Source organism: Ruminococcus bovis (genome assembly GCF_005601135.1).
Classification (GTDB): Bacteria; Bacillota; Clostridia; order Oscillospirales; family Acutalibacteraceae; genus Ruminococcoides; species Ruminococcoides bovis.
On record NZ_CP039381.1, the window covers coordinates 346,010 to 372,420 of the forward strand.

Sequence of the window (26,411 nt, forward strand, 5' to 3'; positions counted from 1 at the left end):
ACTTTTGTTGCTAATCATTATAATATAAAAACAACTTTTGTAAATAAATTTGGTAAAAACAATTGTTTTTCTGTCCTAAACATTTTTACCGTATTTAACTGTTTAACCTTGTATAAGCCAAAGAAAATATCAGGACTTTAAAAAAGCATTTTTCGATTTTGCCAGTAAACTTGCTTAATACAACTACAAATGATTTACAAAGTTTCAGCGTGTATTTTAAAATACACGCTGTTTTTTAATTAATATAATGAACCAAGTAGTTACAATTTTTATCAAATGAAATAGAAATATCCTTTGAATAATAAACACCATCAGAATAATAAACAGTCACTGTAATTTCATCTGACAAATACTCATTATATACTCTCCAGTTTTCTGTATTTGTTTGTAAGACTTTATCAACTTTATCACTTGAAGGCATCCAGCCCAAAACAGAATTTTTTGTATACTTAATATTGTTGTATTCTCCTAATTTAGAATTAGTTTGATAGCTATCATCAGATTTGTAGCTAGTATAAAAAATTCTATTATTGTTTTTGGATTTAACATCAATATTACTGATTTTTTTACCCTCTATTTCAAACTGAATCAGCCTAATAGACAATCTGTTATCTACTGCATTAATAGCAAGATTACCTTCATCTAAAAATAACATTTTCTTTTCTTTGCTAATTACAAAAGAATTTGAATTACTATTTTTATAATCTAAATCTGCTAATGATGCAGAAATAGAGAATTTTTGCATTGACTTTTTCTTACTTTCAGTATGGTTAAATAAATTTAGAGAAAAGATTGCTGAAATAACAAGAACCAATGATGCTACCAACACAATTGCTCTCTTAAAGGTAATAACTTTATTTTGACTTTGTGGTTTAGTAGCGTTATTCTCTTTTTTCATTAATGCAATTAACTCTTCTTTTTTCTCATCACTAACAGTAACTTTATCAAAAGAATTTTTATATTTATCAAAATCAAAATTACTCATTATTATCCTCCTTTTCTAAAATTTCTTTCAACATATTTCTACCACGAGACAACCTTGACCTAACACCAGACTTGGTAATACCTAAGGCTTTTGATATTTCATCAACAGTCAGTTGTTGATAATAATACAGGTGGATAGGTACTTTATACTTTTCAGGTAACTTCATTACACTGCTTATGGTTTCATCAATCTCATTAGTACAACTTATTGAACTTTCTGAAATTTCGCTGATAGACACTGTATTTTTCTTATAACTTTCAGTTGCTTTACTTTTGCTACAATTAATTGATACCTTAATCAACCAATGCTTTATATGTTCTTTGCTTTTAATTTTGCTTTTGCTCCTAACTAATCGCAAGAAAACATCTTGCATCACATCGTTTGCATCTTCTCTATTACATAATATATTAAGGGCAATTCTGTAAACCATATCTGAATATGTATTGACAACTTCTTCTATTAAATTGTCATCAAAAATAAAACCTTTTTCACTGTGTTTATAAACCTTGTCACTGTGTTTACCAACACTAGGTTTATATCCAAATCTTTGGTCCACATTATCCCCCCTAACTTTAGATTTTGTTTAATATTTTTTTCCAACTGTGTGTTTGTTTTTGTTGTTTATATTATTTTAACTATATGCTTATTAGAAAAAGATTAGTCACTTTAATATTGTTTTTACTTTATACCGTCTTTTTATGTTACTTCCTCAATTACGCACTGTTAAATTAACATTTATTTCTCAACTACATAATAATTGTTTAACATTATTTTTCCGCTTTGTAGTTGTTGAATTAACATTAAACTTCCACCTTTATAAGTACTTACATATATAATACCTTATAAATCTCAAAAGTGTTGCAAAAATTATGAAATTTTTTCATTAATTTTTATATGTAATACTATATCATTAGAGCAAATGAATAATCAAATAAATCAATAATTAAATTCCAAATATATAAAACTAAAGCCCAATGTTATTTCTAACATTGAGCTTATTTTCAATATCTATAATTATTCTTCATTTAATACCACTAAATTAATACACACCTTTATCAAATATGTAACTATATTTATACCGATTACCATTACGATAAATAGCCATTTCGCTACCACCACTTAATCCGGTTACAAGATAATCACATTTACTTACTATATTTATAGATGACATATATTCTAACATTTTTAAGTAATCGTCATTTTCTCTATTAAAATGTACTTGGGATACTCTTTCTAAATTGTTTTCATCGAACTTTTCATTAAAATAATGTCTTTTATTCTCAATAACTTTATTTGGAAACTCTTCATGAAATCTATCTGCTATTAACTTATCTTCTGTTGCTATATAAATATATTCAACATTAAATTCATCCATAACATTGTGTATCTTTTCAAAGACTTCTTCAATTGATGGTTGAATAGGGTGACCTTTTGGTTTTGTTTTTTTGTAATCTGTACTTCTCAAAACACAAGCCACAACACTTTTATCAAGAATCAAATTGTTATATTCCTTGTCAAAATACTCCTGTACCTTGTCATCATAAACAACAAATTCATTCAACATACTATGCCAAAACTCAATTTTCTTTGAATCTTTTACATCACTAAATTTTGCTCTAATAGGAGATTTTTTGATTGGACATATAACTTTTTTGGATATGTTCATTGTATTGAACATATCCTCCTTTGGCTGCTTAAAAAACATATCCCATAATCTAGTATTGTCACTATAATAATCACTGTTTCTAGGATAAATATCCACAACAGGAATATAGCCTTTTTCTACACACCAAACAAAAATTTCCAGCATATCTTTAAGAAAGCAAAAATTAGCTAATTGATATTCCCAAACGCCACTTTTAATCAAACATACTTTATTACAATATTTCTTATTTATTAAATAATTCTTAGTATCTAAAAACAAATCGGAACTATTAAAAAATCTATCAGAATATACTTCATTAACAAAATCCACTAACTTAGTTTTACATAACTTTGGATAAATCTTTAAAAAGCTGTTATAAGGGATTGCTCCCAAAACACATTTAATTAAACTACTCAACATAATTCTTATTAAACACCCTATCTGTATTTATCTATTTATAAAATTTGTAAATTAGATATCTAAATCAAATAGAAAATTAAATAATCAACAAATTCCCTCACTGCACCTTTCCCTCCATTATGTTTACAAACATAATTAACAGATTTTTTAACTTCATCAATAGAATCTGCCGGACATCCGGAAAAAGCAACATAGTTTATACAATCCATATCATTTAGATCATCACCAATATATGCAATGTTACTATTTGATAAATTATATTTATCTGCAAGACTTTTTAAAACTGATATTTTATCAGTTACACCTTGATAAACCTCATTAATTCTTAAATCACTAGCCCTTTTCTCTACAATTTTTGAATTTTTGCCAGTAATTATTGCTGTTATATATCCATATTCTTGACATTTAGCAAGTATGTAACCATCATGAACATCAAAGGCTTTAAATTCTTCTCCATTATTTCCAAGATAGATTTTACCATCTGTAAGGGTACCGTCAACATCCATAACTATCATTTTTATATCATTTAACTTTTCATTCATATAATTCTATTCCTTAAAGAACAATGCCTGCACCTGTAATGTGATTAATAGTAATTGTACCAACAAAATTATCATCATCTACAACAGGTAATACAGATATACTTTTATCTATCATAATTTTTAATGCTTCGATTGCCATCATATTTGATGAAACAGTTGTAGGTGTTTTAACCATCAATTCATCAATAACAATATTATAAACATCAATTTCTTTTGATAAAGCTCTTCTCAAGTCGCCATCAGTAAATATACCTAAAAGTTTTTTATCATCAACAATGTTAACAACACCCAATGCTTTCTTACTCATAACAACAATGGCATCCTTTAGTAGTGTACCACTACAAACTACTGAATTTTCCTCATCTGTTTTCATTAAATCTTTTACTCTAGTTATTAACTTCTTTCCAAGAGCACCAGCAGGATGAAATAGAGCAAAATTTTTCTCATTAAAACCATAGATTTTTGAAGCACAAACGGCCAATGCATCACCAAATGCAAGTGCAACAGTTGTGCTGGAAGTTGGGGCTAAATTCATAGCACAAGCTTCCTTAAAAGGAGGAAAAACAAATGAATAATCACTACAACTAATAAGTGTACTTGTTGGGTTTCCTGAAATACCAACAAGTGTAGCACCTATCAGCTTTAAACTTGGTATAAGTCTTGTAACTTCTTCACTTTCACCAGAAAAAGATATTGCAATCACTACATCTTTTTTGTCAATCATACCTAAATCACCATGAAGGGCCTCAGCAGGATGCAAGAAAAACGATGGAGTTCCCAAACTAGCCATAGTCGCAGCTATTTTTGTTCCTATATGTCCCGGTTTACCCATACCGGTTATCACAACTTTGCCCTTACATTCACAAATAAGTTTAACAATATCTTCAAACCTACTATCAAGAGAATTTTTAACTAACTCCATAGCAGCAATCTCATTTACAGATCCTAACATAGCATAGAATATGCTTTTGATACTAAAATCTATTAATCCGGTATGGATAGCAAATGGTATTGTTACCATTGCTATTATCCAATAGTTTAAGAAAAACTTTCCTAAATGGGTTAAAACCTTTTTATACATTGGTAAAATTTTTAGCATTTTGTTGTGAATAAAATGCTCCTATACCACTTAGGAAACAATATATACAAACACATATTTTCCCAAAATTAGCTAAATAATAATGAATATTAGGAACAACTAAATCAGGCAAGGATAAATATGTAACATCTAAATTATTATGTAATACAAACAAGTGATAATATACCATAAATAATATTGCTATACCTTTATTCATTTTAGTATGTATTTTTGTAAAATCATTTTGAAAATTATCAATTATTAATTTATTATTCATTACACCTTATCCAAAATCATACCCTAACATATCCTCAATTAATTCTCGTACTGCACCATCTCCACCATTTTTTGTAGAAATAAAATTACAACACTCTTTTACCTTGTTTACTGCATTAGCAGGACAAGCTCTAACCTTACACAACATCATAGGTGGAATATCCAAAATATCATCACCCATATAGGCAGCCTCTTCATAAACACCTTCTGAATTCAGTGAATATCCATACTTATCCATAATTTCCTTGATTTTGCCTACTTTATCTCGGGTGTTTTGAAATATCATATCTATGCTTAATTCTTTACATCTATTAAGCAAAATATTTGAACTTCTGGCTGTTATAATCACAGGCTTTATACCTAATTTAGGAAGAATATCCTTAATTCCACATCCATCTTTAGCATCAAAAGCCTTAAATAATTCACCGGAATCAGACATATAAATCTTTCCGTCAGTTAATGTTCCATCAACATCAAGAAAAAGAAATTTAATTTTACTATAATCCATAATAACTACTTCTCTAACACATATGAAAATTTTGACTTTGTAATAAAGCTAATTTTCATATTGCTTTCTTTTGTATATAAGAAATCCTCCAACATAGAGGAAATATCCTTGTTTAATTGCTCAGGGTTTTCTTTAACATTAGATAATTCCAACTTATCATTTGCATAATTTTCTTGACTTGAATTACTTGTACTGTATCCATCCATACCGGCAATTCCTACTGAAGCAACATTAAGTTGGTCCAAAAGTCTAATAAGCATTATAGTTGAGTTCTCCATATATTCCCAACCACACTTATTAAGTCTGTTAAAAGAAACTAAATAATCATCACCGGATACTTTTTGGGTAATATTAGAAACAACAATCTTTTTTGTTTCATTGAACTTTTCGTTTTGTTTCCAATAACTATATCGTCTAACATTTCCGAAATAAACATAATCAACATTTAAACCCTCAGGAATAAAATTGATAGATACAACCAAAGGATTACTTAATTTATCAATATAACTTTCAATACGCTCTCTCTCATCTTCGACAGATTTACCGGGAGCTATAATCACAACATCTTTACCTGAGAAAACTTTCTTTAAAGATTTTACGGTATCTTCATCATCAACTTCAGAGTTAAGATAATCAATATATGTTTGCTCAAGTAAGTCATAATGATAACGCTTTCTTGGAACAGCTCCGATTTTGTTTAATATGTATCTTATATCCTTTGAACGAATACTGCTTTTCTTAGTTAAATAGTCAATATTGTTGACATGTGCACTGTAACATCCGGCAATGAAAAATGAAGTTGAATAACCCCATGAACACTTTGTCTTAATATTATCCATATAGTTATCAATAATATCCAACAAAGCATCAATATCATAGGAATAGCCTAATTTTTTAACCATATATTCAGCGACAAGTTCAGTAGGTGTATTACCGGCACCTCTGCCCATACCGGAAACAGTGGTATCAACAACAACCTTTCTCAATCCGTAACTCATTCTCAAGAATTCCTGTGATAAAGCATTTGACATTTGCATATTGTTATGAGAATGGAATCCAATTCTACTAGATGCCACAAGATTATGGTCAATTAAACTAAACACTCTTTGCAAATCTTCAACATACATTGAACCAAATGTATCTACAATGGAAAAACAATAAGGCTCAACTTCATTGATGTCTTCAATAAGGTCAATTATTTCTTTATCTGTATAACCTAGAATATCAACCGGCTGAACAAACACTTTGTAGCCTTTTTTCTTAATAGTTTTGCAAAAATCAATTACATCTTTTCTTTCTTTTTTGAAGAAACATGCACGAACAGCATCAAAAGACTTACCGGTATATTGGTCCAGATTGCTTACAGAATATCTACTATAATCTGCCAAAACAGTAAACAAAGTACCCTGCTTATCTTTCGGTACAAATTTCTCAGCATCCGCACCATTTAAATAAACAGTTTTGCCTTCTCCAAAGCCTTCATTCTGTAAAAAGCCCATTTCAATAATATCAATCTTTGCCTCTAACAATCCATGAATCATACCGTTGATTGTATCATTTCCAAATTTCTTGTCTATTAAATATGCTCCATCTCTTAATGTACAATCCAATAATTTTGCATGATGATTACTCATTTATATCACTGTTCCTTGTTAATAATTTCTTTATAGACAGCTTCAGCTATCTGTAAATCTTCAGGATAATCTATATCCACACATTCCACACCTGAAACAATAGTAAGATGTGGGTTAATGCCTATTCTTCTATTATACTTTAAAAATGTTTCTTTAGCAAACACATATGCAGCAGATACTTCATCAAATATAGGCTCAAGATCTTGTGTTCTAGGTACATTTTCCGGATCAAAGTTAAATGGTGTATTATTCTTTGTCCATAATAACTTTTGAATTTTTTCTGCTGTAAATGATGAGTCATATTCACCGGACACAACTGCATTGATACATTCTTCAAAATGTTCTACAGAAACAAATGGTGAAGTTGCATGAGAAACCATATATATATCAGCATCTACCAACTTCATAAATTCATTGATAATATCATTAGGAGTAGCTGTTTTTGTATCTAAAAATTCAGGTCTTTTTAAGAATTTAACACCGTCAATTATATATTCTTTAATAGCATCATTGCTACAAAATACATAGACTTCATCTAATCCTTTAACTTCCATAAGTGTTTCCTGAATAATCTCAAGAATACACTTTCCATTATAAAAACGCTTAGTGTTTTTACCCGGTGTTCTCTCATTATTCATTTTTATCGGAATAAATGCTACTGTTTTCATTTTTTACTATCCTCTATTTCTTTAAATACTTCATCTAAATTTTTTCTAACAAATACTTCTAATTTTCCACCACGAGTAGCATTAAAAACATTTATTCCTAAACTATCACAAGCAGCTTTAGCATCTCTATATGCCCTAGTGTTTTGTCCCATATCGTGAGAAACAATATCCTTAATATCATTATCGTAGTCATCACAAAAATAATCTTTTGCGTTATCATCTACAATTGTTTCACCGGATTCATTAATAGTAATGTGATAATTATGATCAACACCAACTAAATAAATATCCTTAAATCCCATATAAGCTGCAATATTAATACAAGTAAATGTAACTGTACCACGAGAATCCATTTGTACATCGATCTCTGTTGAAAAACTGTGTGGATAATCCTTATTTCGATCATAGTTTGCTTTGAAATAGTATGCACCATCAATGTCTATATTATTGTAAAAATGTAAATTTAAAGGAATAAATTTCAATTTTGATGGAATATTATTTATCTCATCAATGCTTTCATTGAAAATATTGATATCCTCACAAACGTAAAAGGATGGCCTCCAATTAGTCTCATCAAACATCTTATAAATTCTATTCATACCAAAAGAATATTCATTATTTTGATATATTTTTTCTAGATCATCACTAGTTAAACTAGGACCATTAGCAACTACGAAACATCTCTCTCCTTTGTGAGAATTTTTAATTTCTCTTAGCTTTTTTCCATACTTACTTTTTTGTATATTTGTTAATATATACCCTTGATATCTAGCAACAATTGATTTTAATGGATTCATAATCATACTTTCTTTCTAAATTTATTTAATATTTTTTTTACAGGGACAACAAAAATATCTTTTTCATACTGATTCATTATAACAATCCAATTATATAATACATAAATTACAGCATATGCAAGAATCCCTATAAACAACACCTTAACATTATAAAAATCAATAAATTTTGAAATTAACAATGTTATTATACACATTATAAAAGGTCCTATAAATAATGGCAACACACTCTTCCAAAATCTTGGAATATCTAGTTTTATTTTTTTCCAATAATACCAGTTCATAACAAAAAACTGTCCGATAACAAAAGAAATACCTGACACTACCGCTGCACCAACTATTCCAAATGGTTCTACACATAATATTGTGCCAACTACATTTACAATTGCTATAGCTAAATAAACAAGAGATCTAAATTTATGTTTATTCTGAGCAACAATAACATTCATAGCAATGTTCTGTATTAACGGAACACAACCTGGTATCATTGTAACAAGTGCAACCCAATAGGCATCTTCATATCCCTTACCTGCCCAAATATAAATAAAAGGCATACCAAACGCAATAAATCCCGAACAAACTAAGGTAACAATATAACACTGTAACCTACCCACGCGAATCATTAAATCAGTCAATTCTGTGTTTGAGGCATTTTTAAACACTAACATATTTACTTTAGGAGTTAGAACATTAAGCATTCCTAAAGAAATATTAGTCATCATACTGCTAAAAGTAGCACCTATGTTATAAATAGCAACCCCCACTGTAGCAAGTGCTGGAACAGATCCTATTATTAATGTATCTGTTGAATTATAAAGTTGATTTACGACATTTGCCAAAAACACCCAAAAAGAAAATAGTAATATTTCTTTGATTAATTTTTTAGGCATATTATTATATTTAGGTTTTAAATGTAAGTTCTTTCTAACGTATATTATATAACATATTTGCACCAATATAGTTAATAGCAAACTTGAGCAAACTAAACCTATTGACTTATATCCCATAAATAGAACTACTAGATTAGCTATCGGTGTAACAACTGTTGTTATTATATTTACACATTGAACAAATAAAAATCGTTCATGAGAAGTTACTACAGCATTATAAGGCGATGCTAAAAAGCCAACAGCTGTATTTACAGATAATAGAATTGTAAGAATTTGCATTCTTTGTAATTGATTATCTGAGTCTAATGAATCTGAATAAAATATTCCTAGATTAAGAGAAATTATAACTCCCACTAACAATGCTAAGAAAGATATTATAGCAAACACTATATTAAATAAACCAAATATATTTTGTTCGCCATCTTTATCACCTTCAGCTCTATACTTTGTAAAATATCTTACAACAGCTGAACCTATACCAAATGAGATTAGTGATAAGTAGCTAGTTACACTACTTGATAATCTATATAAGCCAAACTCACTTTGTCCCATTAATTGTAACATAATAGGTGTATAGAACATAGGAATAAGCGAACCTATTGCCATATTTAAATAAGAAAGAATTGCACCCAGTCTTACCTGATTCATATTTCTATTCTTCATCAACGCTATTCCTTCCTAACAATCTAAAAACAAATTCTATTATCTTAACAATCCTATAATTTTTAGATAAGTATGCTAATTTATACAAAATATTAGGTTTATAAGACATATTATTGATTGCCATAGTAAATTCTTTTGATTTTAATATTTTGTTATTAATCTTAATCTTCTCTTTGTTTGATACATTGTTTTGATTACTAAAAGTATTTTTCAATACAACTTCATATTTAAAGAAACAGGAATTATAGTATTTTCCAAACTGACTTTTATCACAATTCCATTTATTCAAATATTGATACATAACAGAGTTAATTTTTTTGTAAATTTCAAACATATCTTGATAATATTTTTTTGATAGAGAGTTTTCATCATCCTGTAAATAAAAATATAATTCTTTATTAATCACCATGATATTTTTGTTAGTATAATCAAGATAGAGGAAATTAAAAATTAAGTCTTCTCCCAATGATAAACTTTCATCAAATTTTAAATTATTTCCTTTTATTATATCTGCAATATATAATTTACATACAGGACCGGCATCTAACCACTTTTCATGCAAAATCATAATATCCTTAACTGTATATTTTTTAAGATTAGTCTCAGATGAAACTTCTTTACAATCAATTTTCTCACTGTATTTATCTACTGTTTTAAAATAACACCAAATATTATCTACATCATTATATTTTTCTTTTATCTCAATCAAAGTCTTTAGATAATCTTTACTTACATAGTCATCACTATCAACAAAGCAGATATACTTTCCTTTTGCTCTATCAATACCAACATTTCTAGCTGATGATACACCACCATTTTCTTTATGTATTACAATTACTCTGTCATCTTTTTTTGCATATTCATCACATATCCTACCGGAATTATCCGGTGAACCATCATCAACTAAAATAAGTTCAAAATCAGTAAATGTTTGATTTAATATGCTTTCTATGCAATTTTTGACTACATATTCCACCTTATATACCGGAACTATAACACTAACTAAAGGCATACTAAAAACCTATTCCTAAAACACTTCGAATTTTACAACATATATAAAAATTAAACTTAGCTAATTTATAATACTTTCTTGAACTATCGGTAACACTATTGATTTCATCAGTAGTAAGTTTACATCTGTTCTTATAATCTCTAATAATTTTACAAGCCTTTTTCTTATCATTACCTGACATAAACTTTAGAACACTTTGATAAGCAAACATACATGAACCGTATAAATCCACCTTTGCTTTAGTAGTTAAAGTTGGGAAATTCTTTTCAATATAAGCCTGTCTATTCATTTTTCCTTCTAAAGCGTCAAGTCTTCTTATATTATACCCATTACCCATTATACTACCATTTCTCTGAAAATAGTAGTACATAGTTTTATTTATTCTAGTAACTTTCTTAGCTTTGCCAAACACTTGATAAGTCCAAAATTCATCTTCATTTAATTTACCAACTGCATATGGAATATCAAGTGCAACACTAGACTTATATAACTTATTCCACACATGTTGTTTAAATGGATTTTCACTAATTAACCCATCTAAAGCATCCACTGTTTCATAATTAGTTACTTTTAAATCGTCTCTATATTCGTCAAAATTATTATCTTCATAGAACTTCACAACACTACATTCAACAATATCACTGTCATTATCAATCATAGTTTGAAAAAGTGTTTCATAAAAATCTAATGAAATATAGTCATCACTATCAATAAAGCTAACATACTCACCGGTTGCAACTTCCATACCAACATTTCTTGCATCAGAAAGTCCACCATTTTCTTTATGTACAACCTTAATTCTGCTATCTTTTTTAGCATAATCATCACACATTTTAGGACAATTATCCGGTGAACCGTCATCAACTAATATGATTTCTAAATTTTTATATGTTTGATTTATAATGCTATCAACACACCTATTAAGGTAATCTTCTACATTATAAATCGGTACTATAACGCTGATTAAAGACATTTTACTTTACCTCGTATTTGTTTGAATTCTTTGAAATAAACTTGTCATATACCTTATATACAAACATATGTAAAGGTGTAAAATGTAAAAACAACATTTTCTCTATTTTAGTTCTCTTTGATAAAGGTAATCTCTCTTTAATCTGTTTTATATCATTTTTATATTTTTTAGCATTGTTTTTTTCATCTTTAAGTTTATTGTTTTTTATTGTTCTATACAAAGATATAACTGCATTAAGATAACTTGTATAAGCTAAAGACTGTATTTCTTTATCATAATTTTTTAAACAAAATTCAAAAATTTCTTTTCTCACCTTAATTGGATCATAAAGTTTGTTTGTATTTACTTTCGAAGTAGCTGCTGAACCTTTTCTAAGTATATAGTGATACAATGGCAAATCCTCATATACAGACTTTTTAGACTTTGTAAAAGCATAAAAATTAAATAAAACATCTTCATTAATTTTTATATTTTGGGGCATTCTTATATCTGTAAGAATGCTATTTTTATAAATCTTAATACAAGGACTAGGTTCTACATAATCACCAACAATTATATCTCTAATACCCTTCTTATTATCTTGAATAACTTTTTTTCCGGTATTATAGTAATAGTCAACTCTTGAAGGGAAAATCATTTGATAGCCACAATGAGAAATATCAGCGTCATTTTCAATAGCATTGTTTAATAATATTTCATACATATTAGGTTCGATATAATCATCACCGTCAACAAAACCTATGTAATCACCTTTAGCTATATCAAGACCTTTGTTTCTTGTATCAGATACTCCTGAATTTTCCTTAAAAACAGGAACAACTCTACTATCTTTTTCAGCATATTCTTTTATAACATCATTTGTTCCATCAGTCGAACCGTCACTAACAACAATTACTTCCAAATTACTGTATGTTTGATTTAATATACTATCTAAACATCTTGGTAAATATTTTGCAATATTATAAGCAGGAACAATAATACTAATTAAATTTGATTCCATATAAATTCACTCAAACCACATAACCGATTTTAGATTTATCTAACTTTTCTTTCATTTCTTTTTTCATATCTTCAGAAATATTCGGATTTCTCAAAGTATAACTTTCATCAAAACAAGGATTATTCTCTAATTCTTCCTGTTTTCTATTTACAAATTCATCATAAGTACAAATTACTTTTGCCGGATTACCAATAGCAACAGAATTATCCGGAATATCTCTTGAAACTACAGAATTTGCACCAATAACAACATTATTTCCAATACTTATACCTGGTAAAATAGTTGATGATGCTCCGATAAAAACATTATTTCCTATATTAACAACGCCAATTCTAGTATATCCCAATGCCTTTTTTGTACTAGCATCATGTGCTAAAATATGGACCCTAGGTGCTAATGTAACATCATCACCAATAGTAATCAGCCAACAGTGTGATTGATCAATCAAAGTTTTTTCCTGACGACTAAAATTTTTGCCTACAGTTAATCCTAATGCTATTAAGTCCTCATTTGAAATTTCACTTCTAAGACGCATAACCTTTGCCCTAATAAAACTTTTTAATGACATAATGCAATCACAAACTTTCTAACATATCTTCAACTGCTTTTACAGTTTTTTCTGTACTAAATCTTTGTCCTCTGACTTTAGCTTGTTTAGCGTAATGTTCTAACAAGCCTTTTTCAGTTAGAATTTTCTTAATACCATCATAAAGTGCCTCTTCATCATTTTCAGTAACAATACCATATTCGTTGTTGTCACCTAGCAACTCATATGCACCACTACAATTTGTACTTACAACAGGAGTTCCAACAATCAAAGCCTCTGTTACTGCTGTACTGAAACCCTCTCGTCTGGATGAACACACATACAAATCGGCATTTTTCACATACTTGTATGGATTATCTCTAAAACCTAAGAAGATAAATGTATCTTCCAAATGATTATCTTTTAAATATTTTTCATATTTTTCTTGTTCTTCTCCAATACCAAGAATATATACGTGATTCTTTATGCCGTCATCTAGTAGCTTTTTATGTATTTTCATAAGTCTATCATAACCCTTAGATGGTACGATTTTTGCGACAGAAACAAGATTATATACGTCATTATCAAAAGTTACATCACTGATTTTATCATTAGCTTTTTTGATAATTAAATCGGATTCATTTGTGTTGTATAAAACCTCAACCGGATTCTGTAAATCAAATATGCTTTGAAAATCTTCTTTAACTGTTTTTGACACACAAATTGTTTTGTCAAATCTAGAATAGCATTTTAGTGCCTCGTTGTAATTTTTAAAACTACCTGAAGCTACTTTTTCGTTATGTTGTTCAATATGAATCCAGCTAACAAGTTTAGTATCTTTATCATTACAACCACTTACTATTCTTGCAGTAGGGCCTTCTAGGTAGGAAACTATAATATCATATTTATCTTTTATTAAATACGAATATAATTTTTGTGGTGAAAACAACTTCATTATATGAGAATTACCTCTAGGCATTCTTTTAAAACCACCAATATAATGCACATCTTTATTTAAATATTGCCTATTCACACCAACATCAAATAAAGTTTGAACTGTTACATCGAACTTGCTTTTATTTAAGTTATTTGCTAAATTCACAAGTACCTTTTCAGCACCACCATGTGCTAAATTAGGTATCAGAAATAAAACTTTTATCTTTTTTATATCCATGAAGCATCGCCCCAGTTATTACAGAAAAATAAATATCGTCCATACCAACTCAAGTTATATGTAAATACCATTTGATAAATAAAATACGCAACAAAACAAACAATGCAAGCGTACTTTATCCACTTATACCTTTCCCGTTTTACCATATCATTAATATTCCATGCCAAAAGTATTACGTTAAACAATTCAAAATACAGATTTAATCTTGCATATACCGCTGAAAATATACCTATCAAAGTACACATTGCACATAACAAAGACATATTAAATACAACATCATAATATTTGTATTTACCTATCATATTTTTTCTATTTATAAACGAGACCACAATAGGTACGGACATAACTACTACCCTAATAATATTAATACTGTAATTAAACTCCGATGTATTATACTTTTCACCATAGTCAGTATTTTCAACAAAAAGATTATTCATAAATGAACCGGTTACCGGATATGTAACAAGAAGAAATAAACCTATAACCAACATAATTTTTGTAAATTTTCCCCAGGCAGGTTTATTCGCTATAAAATACACAACTATAAAGATATATGCCGAAGTGTGAATCTGGGCTGCAAGAATAACTATAGGAATATATAAATACCATTTCCTTTTATATAACAAAGAGAGAGCCATAAGCATTATTGCGCAAGCCAAGTATTGTCTTAAACCATTCATGGAATGTTCCCAACAACCGGACAATACAAATAACAAAAATGCAAATTTTAAATCACCACTATAATTAAAATAAAAATATAGTATAGGAACTATAGTTACAAATGATACAATTTCAATAAATACTCTTGGTTCAGTTGATATGTACTGTTTTATAAAAGCTTTTATTAAAAGAAATAATTGTTCTTCACCAAGCTTAAAATTTGATAACACTTCAGACACTGTTACAGTTGATTCACTAAACGATTCCATATAAGCATACGTATCGCCATATGCAAATCTTTGTCCCGTAACATACGCAAAAATCACTATGCCGATAACAAAGAAAAATGTTTGTGTATCTCTAATTATATCCAATTCAGTACTTACAATAGTACCTTCAGAAGTTACTATTTTCTTTTTTCCTAAAGCAAAAATCATATATACAAGTAAAGTAGTTAAAACAAAAACACTCATTTACTTAATTCCTTCTACTTTCATATAGGAATTCTTTGATTTCTTAATTACTATACATTTTAAGCACCAACCAAAAGGTAAACTTAACACTGTTAAAAATTTTTCTGGTGATTCTTTAATGAAATTCTTATTTTTAGCAATTAAAGAACTTGATACATAATGAATACAGGCCTTAAATTTTTGCTTTATATTAATACTATGTTTCATTTGTTCTTTTCTCCAAAAAGCAAAACCTTTTGGATTATTGATATATTGTCTATACATATTTGTACTTGAACCATCCATTTGATAATCAACAATACAAACACATTTGTTAAGTATTTTCATTTCATATTTTTCATCTATTAAATGATACTTATATGCCAATGCAACATACTTTTCATTATCAAAAACAGGATACGGTGGTGTTTGTTTAATTATATCAGTTCTGTAAATTAACTTTTTATCGCCAAATCCACCATTGTTATAGTATCCCATTAAGGTTGTACTATCTTTATTAGGTAAGTTTTTACCAATTACATTCTTAGTTGAATCAGCATAATCAAGCGCAATAATTCCGGCATAACCTTTATTTCTATTTTCATTCCAACATTTCTCTATTAATTCAATAGCATCATCAGGCATATAATCATCAGAATCAATACAAACATTAAGTTCAGTTTCTATATTTTCGTATGCAACATTATGTGCTGTATGCATTCCACCATTTTCTTTATGAATATACTGAATTTCAAACCCATTATCTTTTTTTATCCACTCTTTGATAGTATTATAGGGACTATCGGTAGAACCATCATCAATAATCATCCAAACAAAATTTTTGCTTGTTTGTCTGCACATACTTTCATATGTTCTTTTTAATGTATCTATTCGATTATATAAAGGTGTAAAAACCGTAATTAACGGTTTATCAATGTTTATTGTACTCATTCAAATAAAACTCCTGAAGCCACATAGCATTTTTTTCAATATCAAAATTTGCTTTTTCCACACTGTCCAACATATTTTTCTTACTATAAGTACCCTTAAATGTAATAAGTTTATCTGCCCAAATCTTAGGGTTCGCATCAATAGGTAACATTTCTACATTATCAGTGATAATACACTCTTTAGAGATAGTATTAGAAATAACAGATTTCACACCGGTAGCCTGCATTTCCACCATTGCTACAGACAAACCTTCAAACAAAGAAGGAAAACAGAAAACATCGAAGCACTGTGCAATTTCATTAACATTAGGAACAATACCTGTAAAAACAACTGAATCTGATATATTCAAATCATAAATTTTTTTCTTTATGTTTTTCTTTAAATCACCGTCACCAACTAATACTAGTTTAGCTGAAGGCTCTATTTTTAATAACTCATTAAAAATATCAATTAGATAATTGTGATTTTTCTGTGCATTGAATCTACCTACATGCCCAACAACAAAATTATTACCTAAATTATACTTTTCTCTTACAGACTTAGCTATTTGTTCATTATAAACATATTGTTTTGTATCTATAGCATTATTCATAACATATATATCATCAGTGAACTTATTACCAAACATCCATATTCCGGAATTTTTAGAACAAGCAAATAGATAATCTGCGTATTTATGAATATTTCTTTTATATATTAACTTAAGTGGATAATTTTTATCTTTTGGTTGGTTACTATTATGAGAATGAGCAATCGTTACAGGTACACCATATTTTTTAGCATATTTTAAGGGAATAGCAGACATACAATCAATATGAGAATGTACAATTTTATATTCTTTATGTTCTGAAAAAAAAGAATCTAACGCATTAAGATATGTTTTGCTAAAAGGGTTTAGATTAGGAAGTCTGTATATTCTTCCACCTAAAGCTAATATTTCATCATCATAATCTGCTTCAAAATCTCTATGACATAAAAAATCAAACTGAACTTTACTTCTATCAATATTTCTATAGTAGTTCATTAACATAGTTTCAAGTCCACCACGACCCATATATGTAACCACATGTAAAACTCTCACCATACTAACACACCTACAAACCAATAACACTTATTGTCTCATTGACAACATCATTTTTATCAAAATTATCTTCCATATGCTTACGGGCAAGTATACCCATTTCAACTTTTTGTTCATAAGGAAGATTTATGAATTCTTTCATTTTCATATACAAATCTTCTTTATCCTGTACTTTTACAAGATAACCACTTTTCTTATCCACAACTGCTTCTTTACAACCATGAATATCACTTGTGATAATAGGCCTACCAACTGATGCACTTTCTAACAAAGTATTTGCCATACCTTCGTGATAACTAGGTAACACTACACAGTTTGACTCTTGGATAAAAGGCACAACATTCTTTTGAAAACCAAAATACTTTATAAAACCCTTGGACTCAAGTTCTTTTACCTTTTCTTCATATTCATCTTCATAAATTCCAATAAAATTAAACTGAAGATTGTTATATTCTTTTTTTAATTTCTCAAGGGCATAAAATAATTCATCTACACCTTTTTCTTTCATAATTCTGGCAAAGAATAAAAAAGTTATTTTACTATTATTCTCTGGATAAGGTGTAAAAGCAAATTTCTCAAGATTTACACCTGCACCATTAAGTACATAGGTTTGGCTAGGTTTAAACAACTTCATATCAAGAACAGTTTGTTCATTACCTTTATTCTCAAAAAACACTTTCTCAGCTTTATTCATAGAATACTTGTACATTTTTGAGGTTACAAACCTTAGTAATCCACCGTTATTAAATGCCGAACCTAGTCCGGTTACATTACAATAACAAGGAATTTTCTGAGATTTACAAGCCCATGCACCGTAAATGTTACACTTAATTGTATATGTAATAACCTTATCGGGTTTTTCTTCTTTTAGCAGTTTTTTATATTCACTAATAAGTTTCAAGTCTTCAATAGGATTGATTGCTCTTCTGTCCATATTTTTTACATAAACAAGTCTTGCACCAAAAGAACGCAATTCATCCATATATTCCTTACTATCTTCCGGTAAAGAAATAACAACCTCATGAGACTCAGACAACTTCTGTATTAGTTCTCTACGAAAAACTCTCAATGTTAAATAATGATTAGCAAGAATTAAAATTTTCATACAGCTGTTGTTTCCTCTACCTTTTCATCAATCTCATTTTGAGTCATTTGACCTGTGCCACCTTCTACAACACCGTCATGCTTAAATACGCTGACGACTGTCATAAACAGACACTTAACATCAAACCAAAAGCTTAATTTGTCATAGTAAACCTTATCCATCTGCACCTTAACAGGAATAGGCAATTCATCTCTACCGTTAATCTGTGCCCAACCTGTAAGTCCCGGTTTTAGGGAATTAATATTATATTCATCTCTTACAGCAATAAGGTCATCTTGGTTCCATAGAGCAGGTCTTGGACCGATAACAGACATATCTCCTTTAAAAATATTAAAGATTTGAGGAAGTTCATCAAGGCTGGTTTTTCTTAAGAACTTACCAACCTTAGTTATGTATTGATCCGGATTTTTCAATAAGTGTGTTGGACAATCCTTAGGAGTATCAACCCTCATTGTACGGAATTTTAAAATATTAAAATACTTTTTATCCTTACCAACTCTCTTTTGCTTAAAGAAAATCGGTCCTTTACTTGTACACTTAATTACAACACAAATTGGCAAGTATATAATTGATAAAAATACAATAGCCATAAAAGAACAAATTATATCAATTACACGCTTTACAACCTTATTGTAAAATGAATTTTCTCTACCCTTCATAAATTCACCCACAAACATTAAAATCTCAATAAAACATACAATAACACATAATAATATGAGGTTATTATATCACACAATACCTCTAATATCAACACAGTATAACGATTTATGTGTATATTATTCTTTAATTTCAAACACTAATTTTATTGTTTTCAAACACTAATTTTATTGTTTTTGAAATTAATTGTTAGAATAAGCTAAATATTACTGTTTGTTATGTTAATATACATTATTTTTATAGCTAAAATTCACATTAGATTTACAATTTAATATAATTCATTCGAAAATTAGTACAAAAAGTATATATTTACTTGACCCTATTATTTTCAAGTGTTAAAATTATAATGGTATAATAATTGTTGATAGGAGTTATTTTATGAATAAAGTTGCTTTAATCTGTTGCTATTACGGAAAATGGCCAAACTACTTTGATTTATGGTTAAAAGGTGCAGAATACAATTCTGATTATGATTTTTATTTTGTAACAGATTTAAAAATTCCTAATAAGCCAAAAAATGTTCATATTATTAATTATACATTTTCTGAATTGCGAGAAAAAATACAGTCATTTTTTGACTTTAAAATAAAGCTATTAAGACCATATAAATTATGTGATTTTAGATTTGTCCAAGCAAATTTATTCAGTGAACTCTTAACTAACTATGAGTTTTGGGGCTTTTTCGACATTGATACTGTTTTAGGAAAATTTAATCATTTTATTTCACCATATATTCTGAATAGTTATGATAAAATATATGAACAAGGTCACCTGCAGATAATTCGCAACAATGAAAAGATGAATAATTTGTTCAAAAGCGATAGAATCGGAAAATTCGACACTTATCGTGAGGCTTTTACTACAAGAAGAGTTTGTCATTTTGATGAAGCAGGTATTGTAGCTTGTGATAAAGAACTTGGTTTCAGGTTTTATAAACATCCACAAGATATGGCAGATATAGATTCATCATCTTTCAGATTTAAATGTTTTGCCGTTAAAAACTATAATTATCCACCATCAGTAATTGTATGGAAAGACGGTATTTTGTACATAGCATTTGTTGTTGATAACAAAGTTAAGTATCAAGAAATCGACTATGCTCATTTTCAAAAAAGACGAATGGAAAATTGTGTTATAAACATTGAAAATGGGTTTATAGCAATTCCAAATAAATTTATTGATTATCAGGAAATCACTGCTGATTTTATAATAGAAAACAGTCCTATTAATTATAATTATAAAGAGTACAAAAAGGCCAGTCGTAAGATGCAATTCAGAAAGTTGTTTGATGGTACTGTGCCACATAGAATTAAACTGTTATTTAAATAATCAGATATTTTTGGATTATTAAAAATGATAGATACATTATTGATATTGGGGTGACACATGGGAAATAATAATTTGGTTGTAAAAAATAGAATTTATAATGGAGTGGATTTGTGTAAACTTATTTCTGCAGTACTGGTTGTTTTGATACACATAAACGAAACCGGCACAAATTTACTTTTAAACACTATTACTAGTTGTATCTCAACTATTGCTGTTCCTTTTTTCTTTATAGTTTCCGGTTTCTTTTTTGCAAACGGTTTAGAAAAAACAAATGACAAACAAAAGTATTTTCTATCCTACGAAAAGAAATTGATAATGCTTTATCTTTTTTGGCAGATAATCAATTTACCTTTAAATATATTGATTTATGTGGAAAAATATCCCGATGCCGGAGTAATTAAATATGTATTTTTATTATGCAGAACAATTTTTCTGTGTGGTAATGGTGTAACATGGTATATTCTGGCAATGGCAGAAGCAGCAGTAGTATTATACTTAATCAATAAATTTAGATTAAATAAAATCTTGATAGCATTAATTATAGTAGGTTTTCTGTTACTTGTTGGTTATGATTGCTTTTATGAATTACTTGAAGGTACAGTATATAATTATATTAACAAAGGCTTTTATGTTATATTTTCTTGGAGTAATAATTTCATAATGAAAGCAATACCTTATATGGGCATTGGCTATATTATTTATAATACTCAAGTTGAAAATTACAATAAGAAAGTGTTTTATAAAATCGGAATGGCAGTAAGCCTAATTATCTGTGCAGTAGTTTATTACTTAAAACAGGTGACAAACATTTACATATTAGAACATAGCAACATTTATTTGTTTTTTGTTCCAATAACAACAGTGTTCTTCTTTTTAGTTTCTATTAATTTAAAATTAAAAATGAGTAAACAGTTATCCTTAAAATGCAGAGAGTTAAGCTCTACAATTTATTTTCTACACACCTATATAATTTATTATTTCCTTGATTTAACACTAGGAGTTAACGGTAATTTTGCTATAAAATTATTAATCACCTTAGCAATATGCTTTGTTGTATATATTATCGTCTCTAAAATTAATAATCGGTTTCTTAAATTTATTTTTAATATCAAATAAAATAGCTCTTATATTATATGATTACTTAATATACGGACAACAAAAACCTCTTAATGTATAACATACATTAGGAGGTTTTTATGTTAAAAGGTTATCGTATTATTACACAAGAAATAGCCCACTAGTTACCTAGTGGGCTATTAGTATATATTAAGGATTAGGGAATAATGGTAAATTCTACTGTGCTGACGCCAGTGGCAATTTAGGTGGATAGCAAATTAAAATCTAATTACCACTAGCTATGCACTATATTAAAATTACTCAAAAGTAAAGGCATTATCCTTGAAGTCACAAGTGATTTTGTTATCCTTGGATACTTTACCTTCAAGCATTTGTTCAGAAAGGGCATCTTCTATCTTAGTTGTGATTGCTCTTCTTAGAGGTCTTGCACCGTAATCCGGGTCGTAACCTTCCTTAGCAATTTCCTTAACTGCTGTATCTGTGAAAGTAATATCAACACCAAGACCATGTAGTCTTTTCTTTAGAGTATCAAGCATCTTACCGGCAATTTGTTCAATATCCTTTTCATTTAACTTGTTGAATACAATAATGTCATCAACACGGTTTAGGAATTCCGGTCTGAACATACTCTTTAGTTCATCAACAACCTTAGTCTTAATTTCTTCAAAAGAATTTTCTTTTTCTTTTTCTGATGAGAAGCCTAGGGAATTGTTCTGATGATCTGTGATAATTCTTGCACCAACATTACTTGTCATAATGATAACAGTGTTCTTAAAGTCAACTGTTCTGCCTTGGCTATCTGTTAGACGACCATCTTCAAGAATTTGTAGCAAGATGTTAAATACATCAGGGTGAGCCTTTTCGATTTCATCAAACAAGATAACTGAATATGGTTTACGGCGAACCTTATCTGTTAGATAACCACCTTCATCGTAACCAACATATCCTGGAGGTGAACCGATTAGTTTGCTGACTGTGTGCTTTTCCATATATTCAGACATATCAAGTCTAATCATAGCATTTTCGTCACCAAACATAACCTCTGCAAGTGACTTACAAAGTTCTGTTTTACCTACACCTGTTGGACCTAAGAAGATAAATGAACCTACCGGACGCTTAGGGTCTTTTAGACCTACTCTACCACGACGGATTGCTCTGCTGATTGCTGAAACTGCTTCATCCTGACCGATAACTCTCTTGTGTAGAATTTCTTCCATCTTTAGTAGTCTTTCAGACTCTTCTTGAGTTAACTGTACAACAGGTACACCTGTCCAGTCAGAAACAATCTTCGCAATATCTTCAGCAGTAACTTCTCCACCTTGCTGATTATCCTTATGCCACTTTTCTTTTTCAGTATTTAGCTTTTCGTCAAGTGACTTTTGTTCATCTCTTAGCTTTGCAGCTTTTTCAAAGTTTTGAGATGCAACTGCTGCTTCCTTTTCCTTTTCAAGTTCTTTAATCTTATCTTCAATAGACTTAACATCAGTAGGCATTGTCATACCTTCAAGTCTTACTCTTGAAGCTGATTCATCAATAAGGTCAATAGCCTTATCAGGTAGGAAACGGTCTGCAATATATCTTGAAGATAGCTTTACAGCTGCCTCAATAGCCTCATCGGTAATCTTTACCTTATGGTGAGCCTCATATCTGTCTCTTAAACCTTTAAGGATTTGTATAGCCTCATCTTCACTTGGTTCACCAACCTTAACAGGCTGAAATCTTCTTTCAAGGGCTGCATCCTTTTCAATGTACTTCTTGTACTCATTGATAGTTGTAGCACCCAGTACCTGAAAGTCACCTCTAGCCAGAGAAGGCTTTAGGATATTGGCANGCATCTGTTGAACCTTCTGCTGAACCTGCACCGATAATTGTGTGAAGTTCATCAATAAATAGGATAATATTGTTAGCACTCTTAACTTCTTCAATAATACCCTTAATTCTCTCTTCAAAGTCACCTCTGTACTTTGCACCGGCAATCATTGAGTTAAGGTCTAGAGCAATAATTCTCTTATCCTTTAGAATTTCCGGTACTTCACCGTTGGCAATCTTTAGGGCAAGTCCTTCGGCAACTGCTGTTTTACCTACACCCGGTTCACCGATTAGAACAGGGTTGTTCTTTGTTCTACGGCAAAGGATTTGTACTACTCTTTGGATTTCTTCAGCTCTGCCGATTACAGGGTCAATCTCGCCCTTTCTTGCAGCCTCTGTTAAATCTCTGCCATAAGTATCAAGAGCCTTAGTAGAACCGTCACCGTTTACACCTTGACCCTCAGCACCCATACCATTCATAGATCGGAAGTTATCTTCACCATTGCCTAGGTTTAGTGAGTTGCTGATTTCTCTTACAATATTATCGGTATTAGCACCTAGCTGACTTAAAAATCTTACTGAGTAACTGTCGTTATCAGATAGAATTGCAAGAAGTAAATGTTCTGTACCAACAAAGTTGTTGCCGATTCTGTTAGCAATATATACAGCCTTTTGCATAACTCTCTTTAGTCTTGGAGTAAAGTCTTCAATAGAAAGAACACTCTTTGAACCTACACCGATTGTATGTTCAATTGCGTTTCTAAGGTCAGTTTCTTTTACACCTGATTGAGAAAGGATAGTTGATGCAAAGCCCTCTTTATCCTGTGTAAGTGCAAGTAGCAAATGTTCTGTGCCTACATAAGTGTGGCCAAGTTCAGATGCTACCTTAATTGCACCGTTTAGTGCATCATTAGCTTTTTGTGTGAAACCTTTGAAGTTATACATAAATAACACCTTCCTTTCGATAAGGAAAGCAAATTCCTTATCAGTTTAACTTATTTCTAATGTATTCTGCTCTGCTAATATCTCTATCTTTTACTGTGATTTGTTCACCTAAAATAGTCATTAGTGTTGCAGGTTGTATTTCTACTAATAAATCATTAATTGTTTCAATGTTAATATTGTCAATCAACCCGGTACTTATGCCAAATCGCACATTTGAAAGTAGGTTTACTGCCTCTTTGTGGCTCATAATATATGCTGTCTTTAGAATACCAAGCGAACGCATAACCTTGTCTTTGGTTTCAATTGACTTTACCAAAGTTTCTCTTTGCTTTAGTTCTTGACTAATAAGTTGGTTTGTAATGTTCTTTAGGTTTTCTATTGCTGATTTCTCAGAAATACCAAGGCTGACTTGGTTAGATAGCTGATAAATAGCACCCTCAGAGGAAGAACCCTCACCATGTGCACCTCGAATTGTAAGACCTAACTTATTAAGGTTATTGGCTAACATATTCATAGCACCTGACTTTTTCAGTGCCGGTAGATGTAACATTACCGATGCTCTCATACCTGTACCTAAGTTGGTAGGACACTGAGTTAAGTAACCCAGCTTTTCATTAAAAGCAAAATTAAGTTGCTCATCAAGCAATGTATCTAGCTTGTCAGCTAAGTCATAAGCCTCATCAAGACAAAAACCATTTTCAATAACCTGTAGTCTTATATGGTCCTCTTCGTTTAGCATAATGGAAACTGTACCATTGTTAAGTAACAAAACTGCTCTGCCTGAAGTATTGCTGATAAATTCAGGACTTACAAGGTGTTTCTCAACTAAAGAAACTTTCATTGTTTCTGACATATTATCAAAATCAATATACTGAAAATCCTTTGCTATAGCTGAGTTACCGTTAATAAGTGCCTTTCTTACCTTTTCATCAACTTCAGCTTTGCCTTTGTCACTTAACCTGCAAGGAAAAGGATAATCCTTCAAGTTCCTTGCAAGTCTTATTCTGGTTGATATTACAATATTATTATCCATTGTTGTCCTCCATTGCCTTGATTTCATCTCTTAACTTAGCAGCCTCTTCAAAGTTCTGAATTTTAACTGCCTCATCAAGTCTTGCCTTTAGGTCGGACAACTTATCCTTTGGTTGTAACTTTTCTTCTGCATTGTCAGGAGTTTCGGTATATTCAATACCGGCTACTGACTTCTTGCCACAATGGGTTGTGTTGCCATGAATTCTTCTGATTGATGGTAAAAGCATATCAAAGAAAGTATCATAACAATCTGCACAACCTACCATACCACTGTCGGCAATATCATAATAGGTACTGCCACAAGTCTTGCAGTGTGTTGACTGACTTATTGATGGTAATGTGTTACCGAAGAATGAACCTAACAAACTGTTAAATTCTGAACCAAAGTCAGAGAAAAAGCTGTTTGTTGTATAGCCCATTTCCTTTGCACATTCAGGACACAAATCATATTCTTTGTAGTCACCGTTAATTATTGTTTTAATATGAGTATTGGCATTATTCTTACCACATTTTTGACATTTCATA

The 26,411-nt window shown here is 29.9% G+C and carries 25 protein-coding genes and 1 pseudogene; 2 read left to right on the forward strand and 24 right to left on the reverse strand.

Translation table 11 applies throughout. The features are described 5' to 3' along the window. Nucleotides 1–235: 235 nt before the first annotated feature. The 21 genes from E5Z56_RS01655 to E5Z56_RS01755 form a co-directional block, all read right to left on the reverse strand. Nucleotides 236–985 carry a hypothetical protein gene (locus tag E5Z56_RS01655; protein ID WP_138156244.1) on the reverse strand — a complete coding sequence of 250 codons (750 nt, stop codon included), beginning with the start codon at nucleotides 983–985 and terminating at the stop codon, nucleotides 236–238. Continuing rightward, nucleotides 978–1,541 (reverse strand): RNA polymerase sigma factor, encoded by a 564-nt coding sequence (locus E5Z56_RS01660; RefSeq protein WP_138156245.1) that lies wholly within the window; start codon nucleotides 1,539–1,541, stop codon nucleotides 978–980. The genes E5Z56_RS01655 and E5Z56_RS01660 overlap by 8 nt, the downstream gene beginning before the upstream one ends. A 483-nt stretch (nucleotides 1,542–2,024) precedes the next feature. Next, on the reverse strand, nucleotides 2,025–3,050 hold the full coding sequence (locus E5Z56_RS01665; protein ID WP_138156246.1) for an O-fucosyltransferase family protein: 1,026 nt from the start codon (nucleotides 3,048–3,050) through the stop codon (nucleotides 2,025–2,027). Nucleotides 3,051–3,109: 59 nt separating this feature from the next. Continuing rightward, nucleotides 3,110–3,592: a KdsC family phosphatase gene (locus tag E5Z56_RS01670; protein WP_138156247.1), complete on the reverse strand. Its 483-nt coding sequence runs from the start codon at nucleotides 3,590–3,592 to the stop codon at nucleotides 3,110–3,112. Nucleotides 3,593–3,605: 13 nt separating this feature from the next. Then, nucleotides 3,606–4,613 carry a KpsF/GutQ family sugar-phosphate isomerase gene (locus E5Z56_RS01675; protein WP_232842466.1) on the reverse strand — a complete coding sequence of 336 codons (1,008 nt, stop codon included), beginning with the start codon at nucleotides 4,611–4,613 and terminating at the stop codon, nucleotides 3,606–3,608. 52 nt (nucleotides 4,614–4,665) lie between these two features. After that, complete coding sequence (locus tag E5Z56_RS01680) at nucleotides 4,666–4,947, reverse strand: hypothetical protein (RefSeq protein WP_138156248.1); 282 nt, start codon at nucleotides 4,945–4,947, stop codon at nucleotides 4,666–4,668. Nucleotides 4,948–4,953: 6 nt separating this feature from the next. After that, nucleotides 4,954–5,454 (reverse strand): KdsC family phosphatase, encoded by a 501-nt coding sequence (locus E5Z56_RS01685; RefSeq protein WP_138156249.1) that lies wholly within the window; start codon nucleotides 5,452–5,454, stop codon nucleotides 4,954–4,956. Nucleotides 5,455–5,459: 5 nt separating this feature from the next. Next, nucleotides 5,460–7,088: an aldolase catalytic domain-containing protein gene (locus tag E5Z56_RS01690; RefSeq protein ID WP_138156250.1), complete on the reverse strand. Its 1,629-nt coding sequence runs from the start codon at nucleotides 7,086–7,088 to the stop codon at nucleotides 5,460–5,462. A gap of 5 nt (nucleotides 7,089–7,093) precedes the next feature. Next, nucleotides 7,094–7,756 carry an acylneuraminate cytidylyltransferase family protein gene (locus E5Z56_RS01695; protein WP_138156251.1) on the reverse strand — a complete coding sequence of 221 codons (663 nt, stop codon included), beginning with the start codon at nucleotides 7,754–7,756 and terminating at the stop codon, nucleotides 7,094–7,096. Continuing rightward, complete coding sequence (locus E5Z56_RS01700; protein ID WP_175405336.1) at nucleotides 7,753–8,553, reverse strand: 6-hydroxymethylpterin diphosphokinase MptE-like protein; 801 nt, start codon at nucleotides 8,551–8,553, stop codon at nucleotides 7,753–7,755. Before E5Z56_RS01700 ends, E5Z56_RS01695 begins: the two co-directional genes overlap by 4 nt. Nucleotides 8,554–8,555: 2 nt before the next feature. Continuing rightward, nucleotides 8,556–10,103 carry an oligosaccharide flippase family protein gene (locus E5Z56_RS01705; protein WP_138156253.1) on the reverse strand — a complete coding sequence of 516 codons (1,548 nt, stop codon included), beginning with the start codon at nucleotides 10,101–10,103 and terminating at the stop codon, nucleotides 8,556–8,558. Beyond that, a complete protein-coding gene (locus E5Z56_RS01710; RefSeq protein WP_138156254.1) occupies nucleotides 10,093–11,115 on the reverse strand; it encodes a glycosyltransferase in 1,023 nt (340 codons plus the stop codon). Before E5Z56_RS01710 ends, E5Z56_RS01705 begins: the two co-directional genes overlap by 11 nt. Nucleotide 11,116: 1 nt before the next feature. Next, nucleotides 11,117–12,088, reverse strand: a complete 972-nt coding sequence (locus tag E5Z56_RS01715; protein ID WP_138156255.1) for a glycosyltransferase — start codon at nucleotides 12,086–12,088, stop codon at nucleotides 11,117–11,119. 1 nt (nucleotide 12,089) lies between these two features. Further along, complete coding sequence (locus E5Z56_RS01720) at nucleotides 12,090–13,088, reverse strand: glycosyltransferase family 2 protein (protein ID WP_138156256.1); 999 nt, start codon at nucleotides 13,086–13,088, stop codon at nucleotides 12,090–12,092. Nucleotides 13,089–13,098: 10 nt separating this feature from the next. Continuing rightward, nucleotides 13,099–13,656, reverse strand: a complete 558-nt coding sequence (locus tag E5Z56_RS11995; protein ID WP_138156257.1) for an acyltransferase — start codon at nucleotides 13,654–13,656, stop codon at nucleotides 13,099–13,101. A gap of 7 nt (nucleotides 13,657–13,663) precedes the next feature. Then, a complete protein-coding gene (locus E5Z56_RS01730; protein WP_175405337.1) occupies nucleotides 13,664–14,788 on the reverse strand; it encodes a glycosyltransferase in 1,125 nt (374 codons plus the stop codon). Continuing rightward, a complete protein-coding gene (locus tag E5Z56_RS01735) occupies nucleotides 14,779–15,921 on the reverse strand; it encodes an EpsG family protein (RefSeq protein WP_138156258.1) in 1,143 nt (380 codons plus the stop codon). The genes E5Z56_RS01730 and E5Z56_RS01735 overlap by 10 nt, the downstream gene beginning before the upstream one ends. Then, nucleotides 15,922–16,851 (reverse strand): glycosyltransferase family 2 protein, encoded by a 930-nt coding sequence (locus tag E5Z56_RS01740; protein ID WP_138156259.1) that lies wholly within the window; start codon nucleotides 16,849–16,851, stop codon nucleotides 15,922–15,924. Further along, a complete protein-coding gene (locus E5Z56_RS01745) occupies nucleotides 16,832–17,905 on the reverse strand; it encodes a glycosyltransferase family 1 protein (protein WP_232842467.1) in 1,074 nt (357 codons plus the stop codon). Before E5Z56_RS01745 ends, E5Z56_RS01740 begins: the two co-directional genes overlap by 20 nt. A 40-nt stretch (nucleotides 17,906–17,945) precedes the next feature. Continuing rightward, nucleotides 17,946–19,037 (reverse strand): glycosyltransferase family 4 protein, encoded by a 1,092-nt coding sequence (locus E5Z56_RS01750; RefSeq protein ID WP_138156261.1) that lies wholly within the window; start codon nucleotides 19,035–19,037, stop codon nucleotides 17,946–17,948. Beyond that, nucleotides 19,034–19,696 carry a sugar transferase gene (locus E5Z56_RS01755; protein ID WP_138156262.1) on the reverse strand — a complete coding sequence of 221 codons (663 nt, stop codon included), beginning with the start codon at nucleotides 19,694–19,696 and terminating at the stop codon, nucleotides 19,034–19,036. Before E5Z56_RS01755 ends, E5Z56_RS01750 begins: the two co-directional genes overlap by 4 nt. A 376-nt stretch (nucleotides 19,697–20,072) precedes the next feature. Here E5Z56_RS01755 and E5Z56_RS01760 point away from each other — a divergent pair, with 376 nt between their 5' ends. Then, the gene (locus E5Z56_RS01760; RefSeq protein WP_138156263.1) at nucleotides 20,073–21,023 is read left to right on the forward strand and encodes a DUF6625 family protein; all 951 of its coding nucleotides are present in this window, start codon (nucleotides 20,073–20,075) and stop codon (nucleotides 21,021–21,023) included. A gap of 57 nt (nucleotides 21,024–21,080) precedes the next feature. Then, the gene (locus E5Z56_RS01765; RefSeq protein ID WP_138156264.1) at nucleotides 21,081–22,139 is read left to right on the forward strand and encodes an acyltransferase family protein; all 1,059 of its coding nucleotides are present in this window, start codon (nucleotides 21,081–21,083) and stop codon (nucleotides 22,137–22,139) included. A gap of 257 nt (nucleotides 22,140–22,396) precedes the next feature. On the opposite strand, the pseudogene E5Z56_RS01770 reads toward E5Z56_RS01765, so the two are convergent. The 3 genes and pseudogenes from E5Z56_RS01770 to E5Z56_RS01780 all read right to left on the reverse strand — a co-directional run bounded on the left by E5Z56_RS01770 (nucleotide 22,397) and on the right by E5Z56_RS01780 (nucleotide 26,410). Continuing rightward, a pseudogene (locus tag E5Z56_RS01770) lies at nucleotides 22,397–24,854 on the reverse strand (ATP-dependent Clp protease ATP-binding subunit). Between the two features lie 40 nt (nucleotides 24,855–24,894). After that, on the reverse strand, nucleotides 24,895–25,887 hold the full coding sequence (locus E5Z56_RS01775; RefSeq protein WP_232842468.1) for a protein arginine kinase: 993 nt from the start codon (nucleotides 25,885–25,887) through the stop codon (nucleotides 24,895–24,897). Next, nucleotides 25,880–26,410, reverse strand: coding sequence for a UvrB/UvrC motif-containing protein (locus E5Z56_RS01780; RefSeq protein WP_138156266.1), 531 nt, complete (start codon nucleotides 26,408–26,410; stop codon nucleotides 25,880–25,882). The genes E5Z56_RS01775 and E5Z56_RS01780 overlap by 8 nt, the downstream gene beginning before the upstream one ends. Nucleotide 26,411 lies beyond the last annotated feature (1 nt).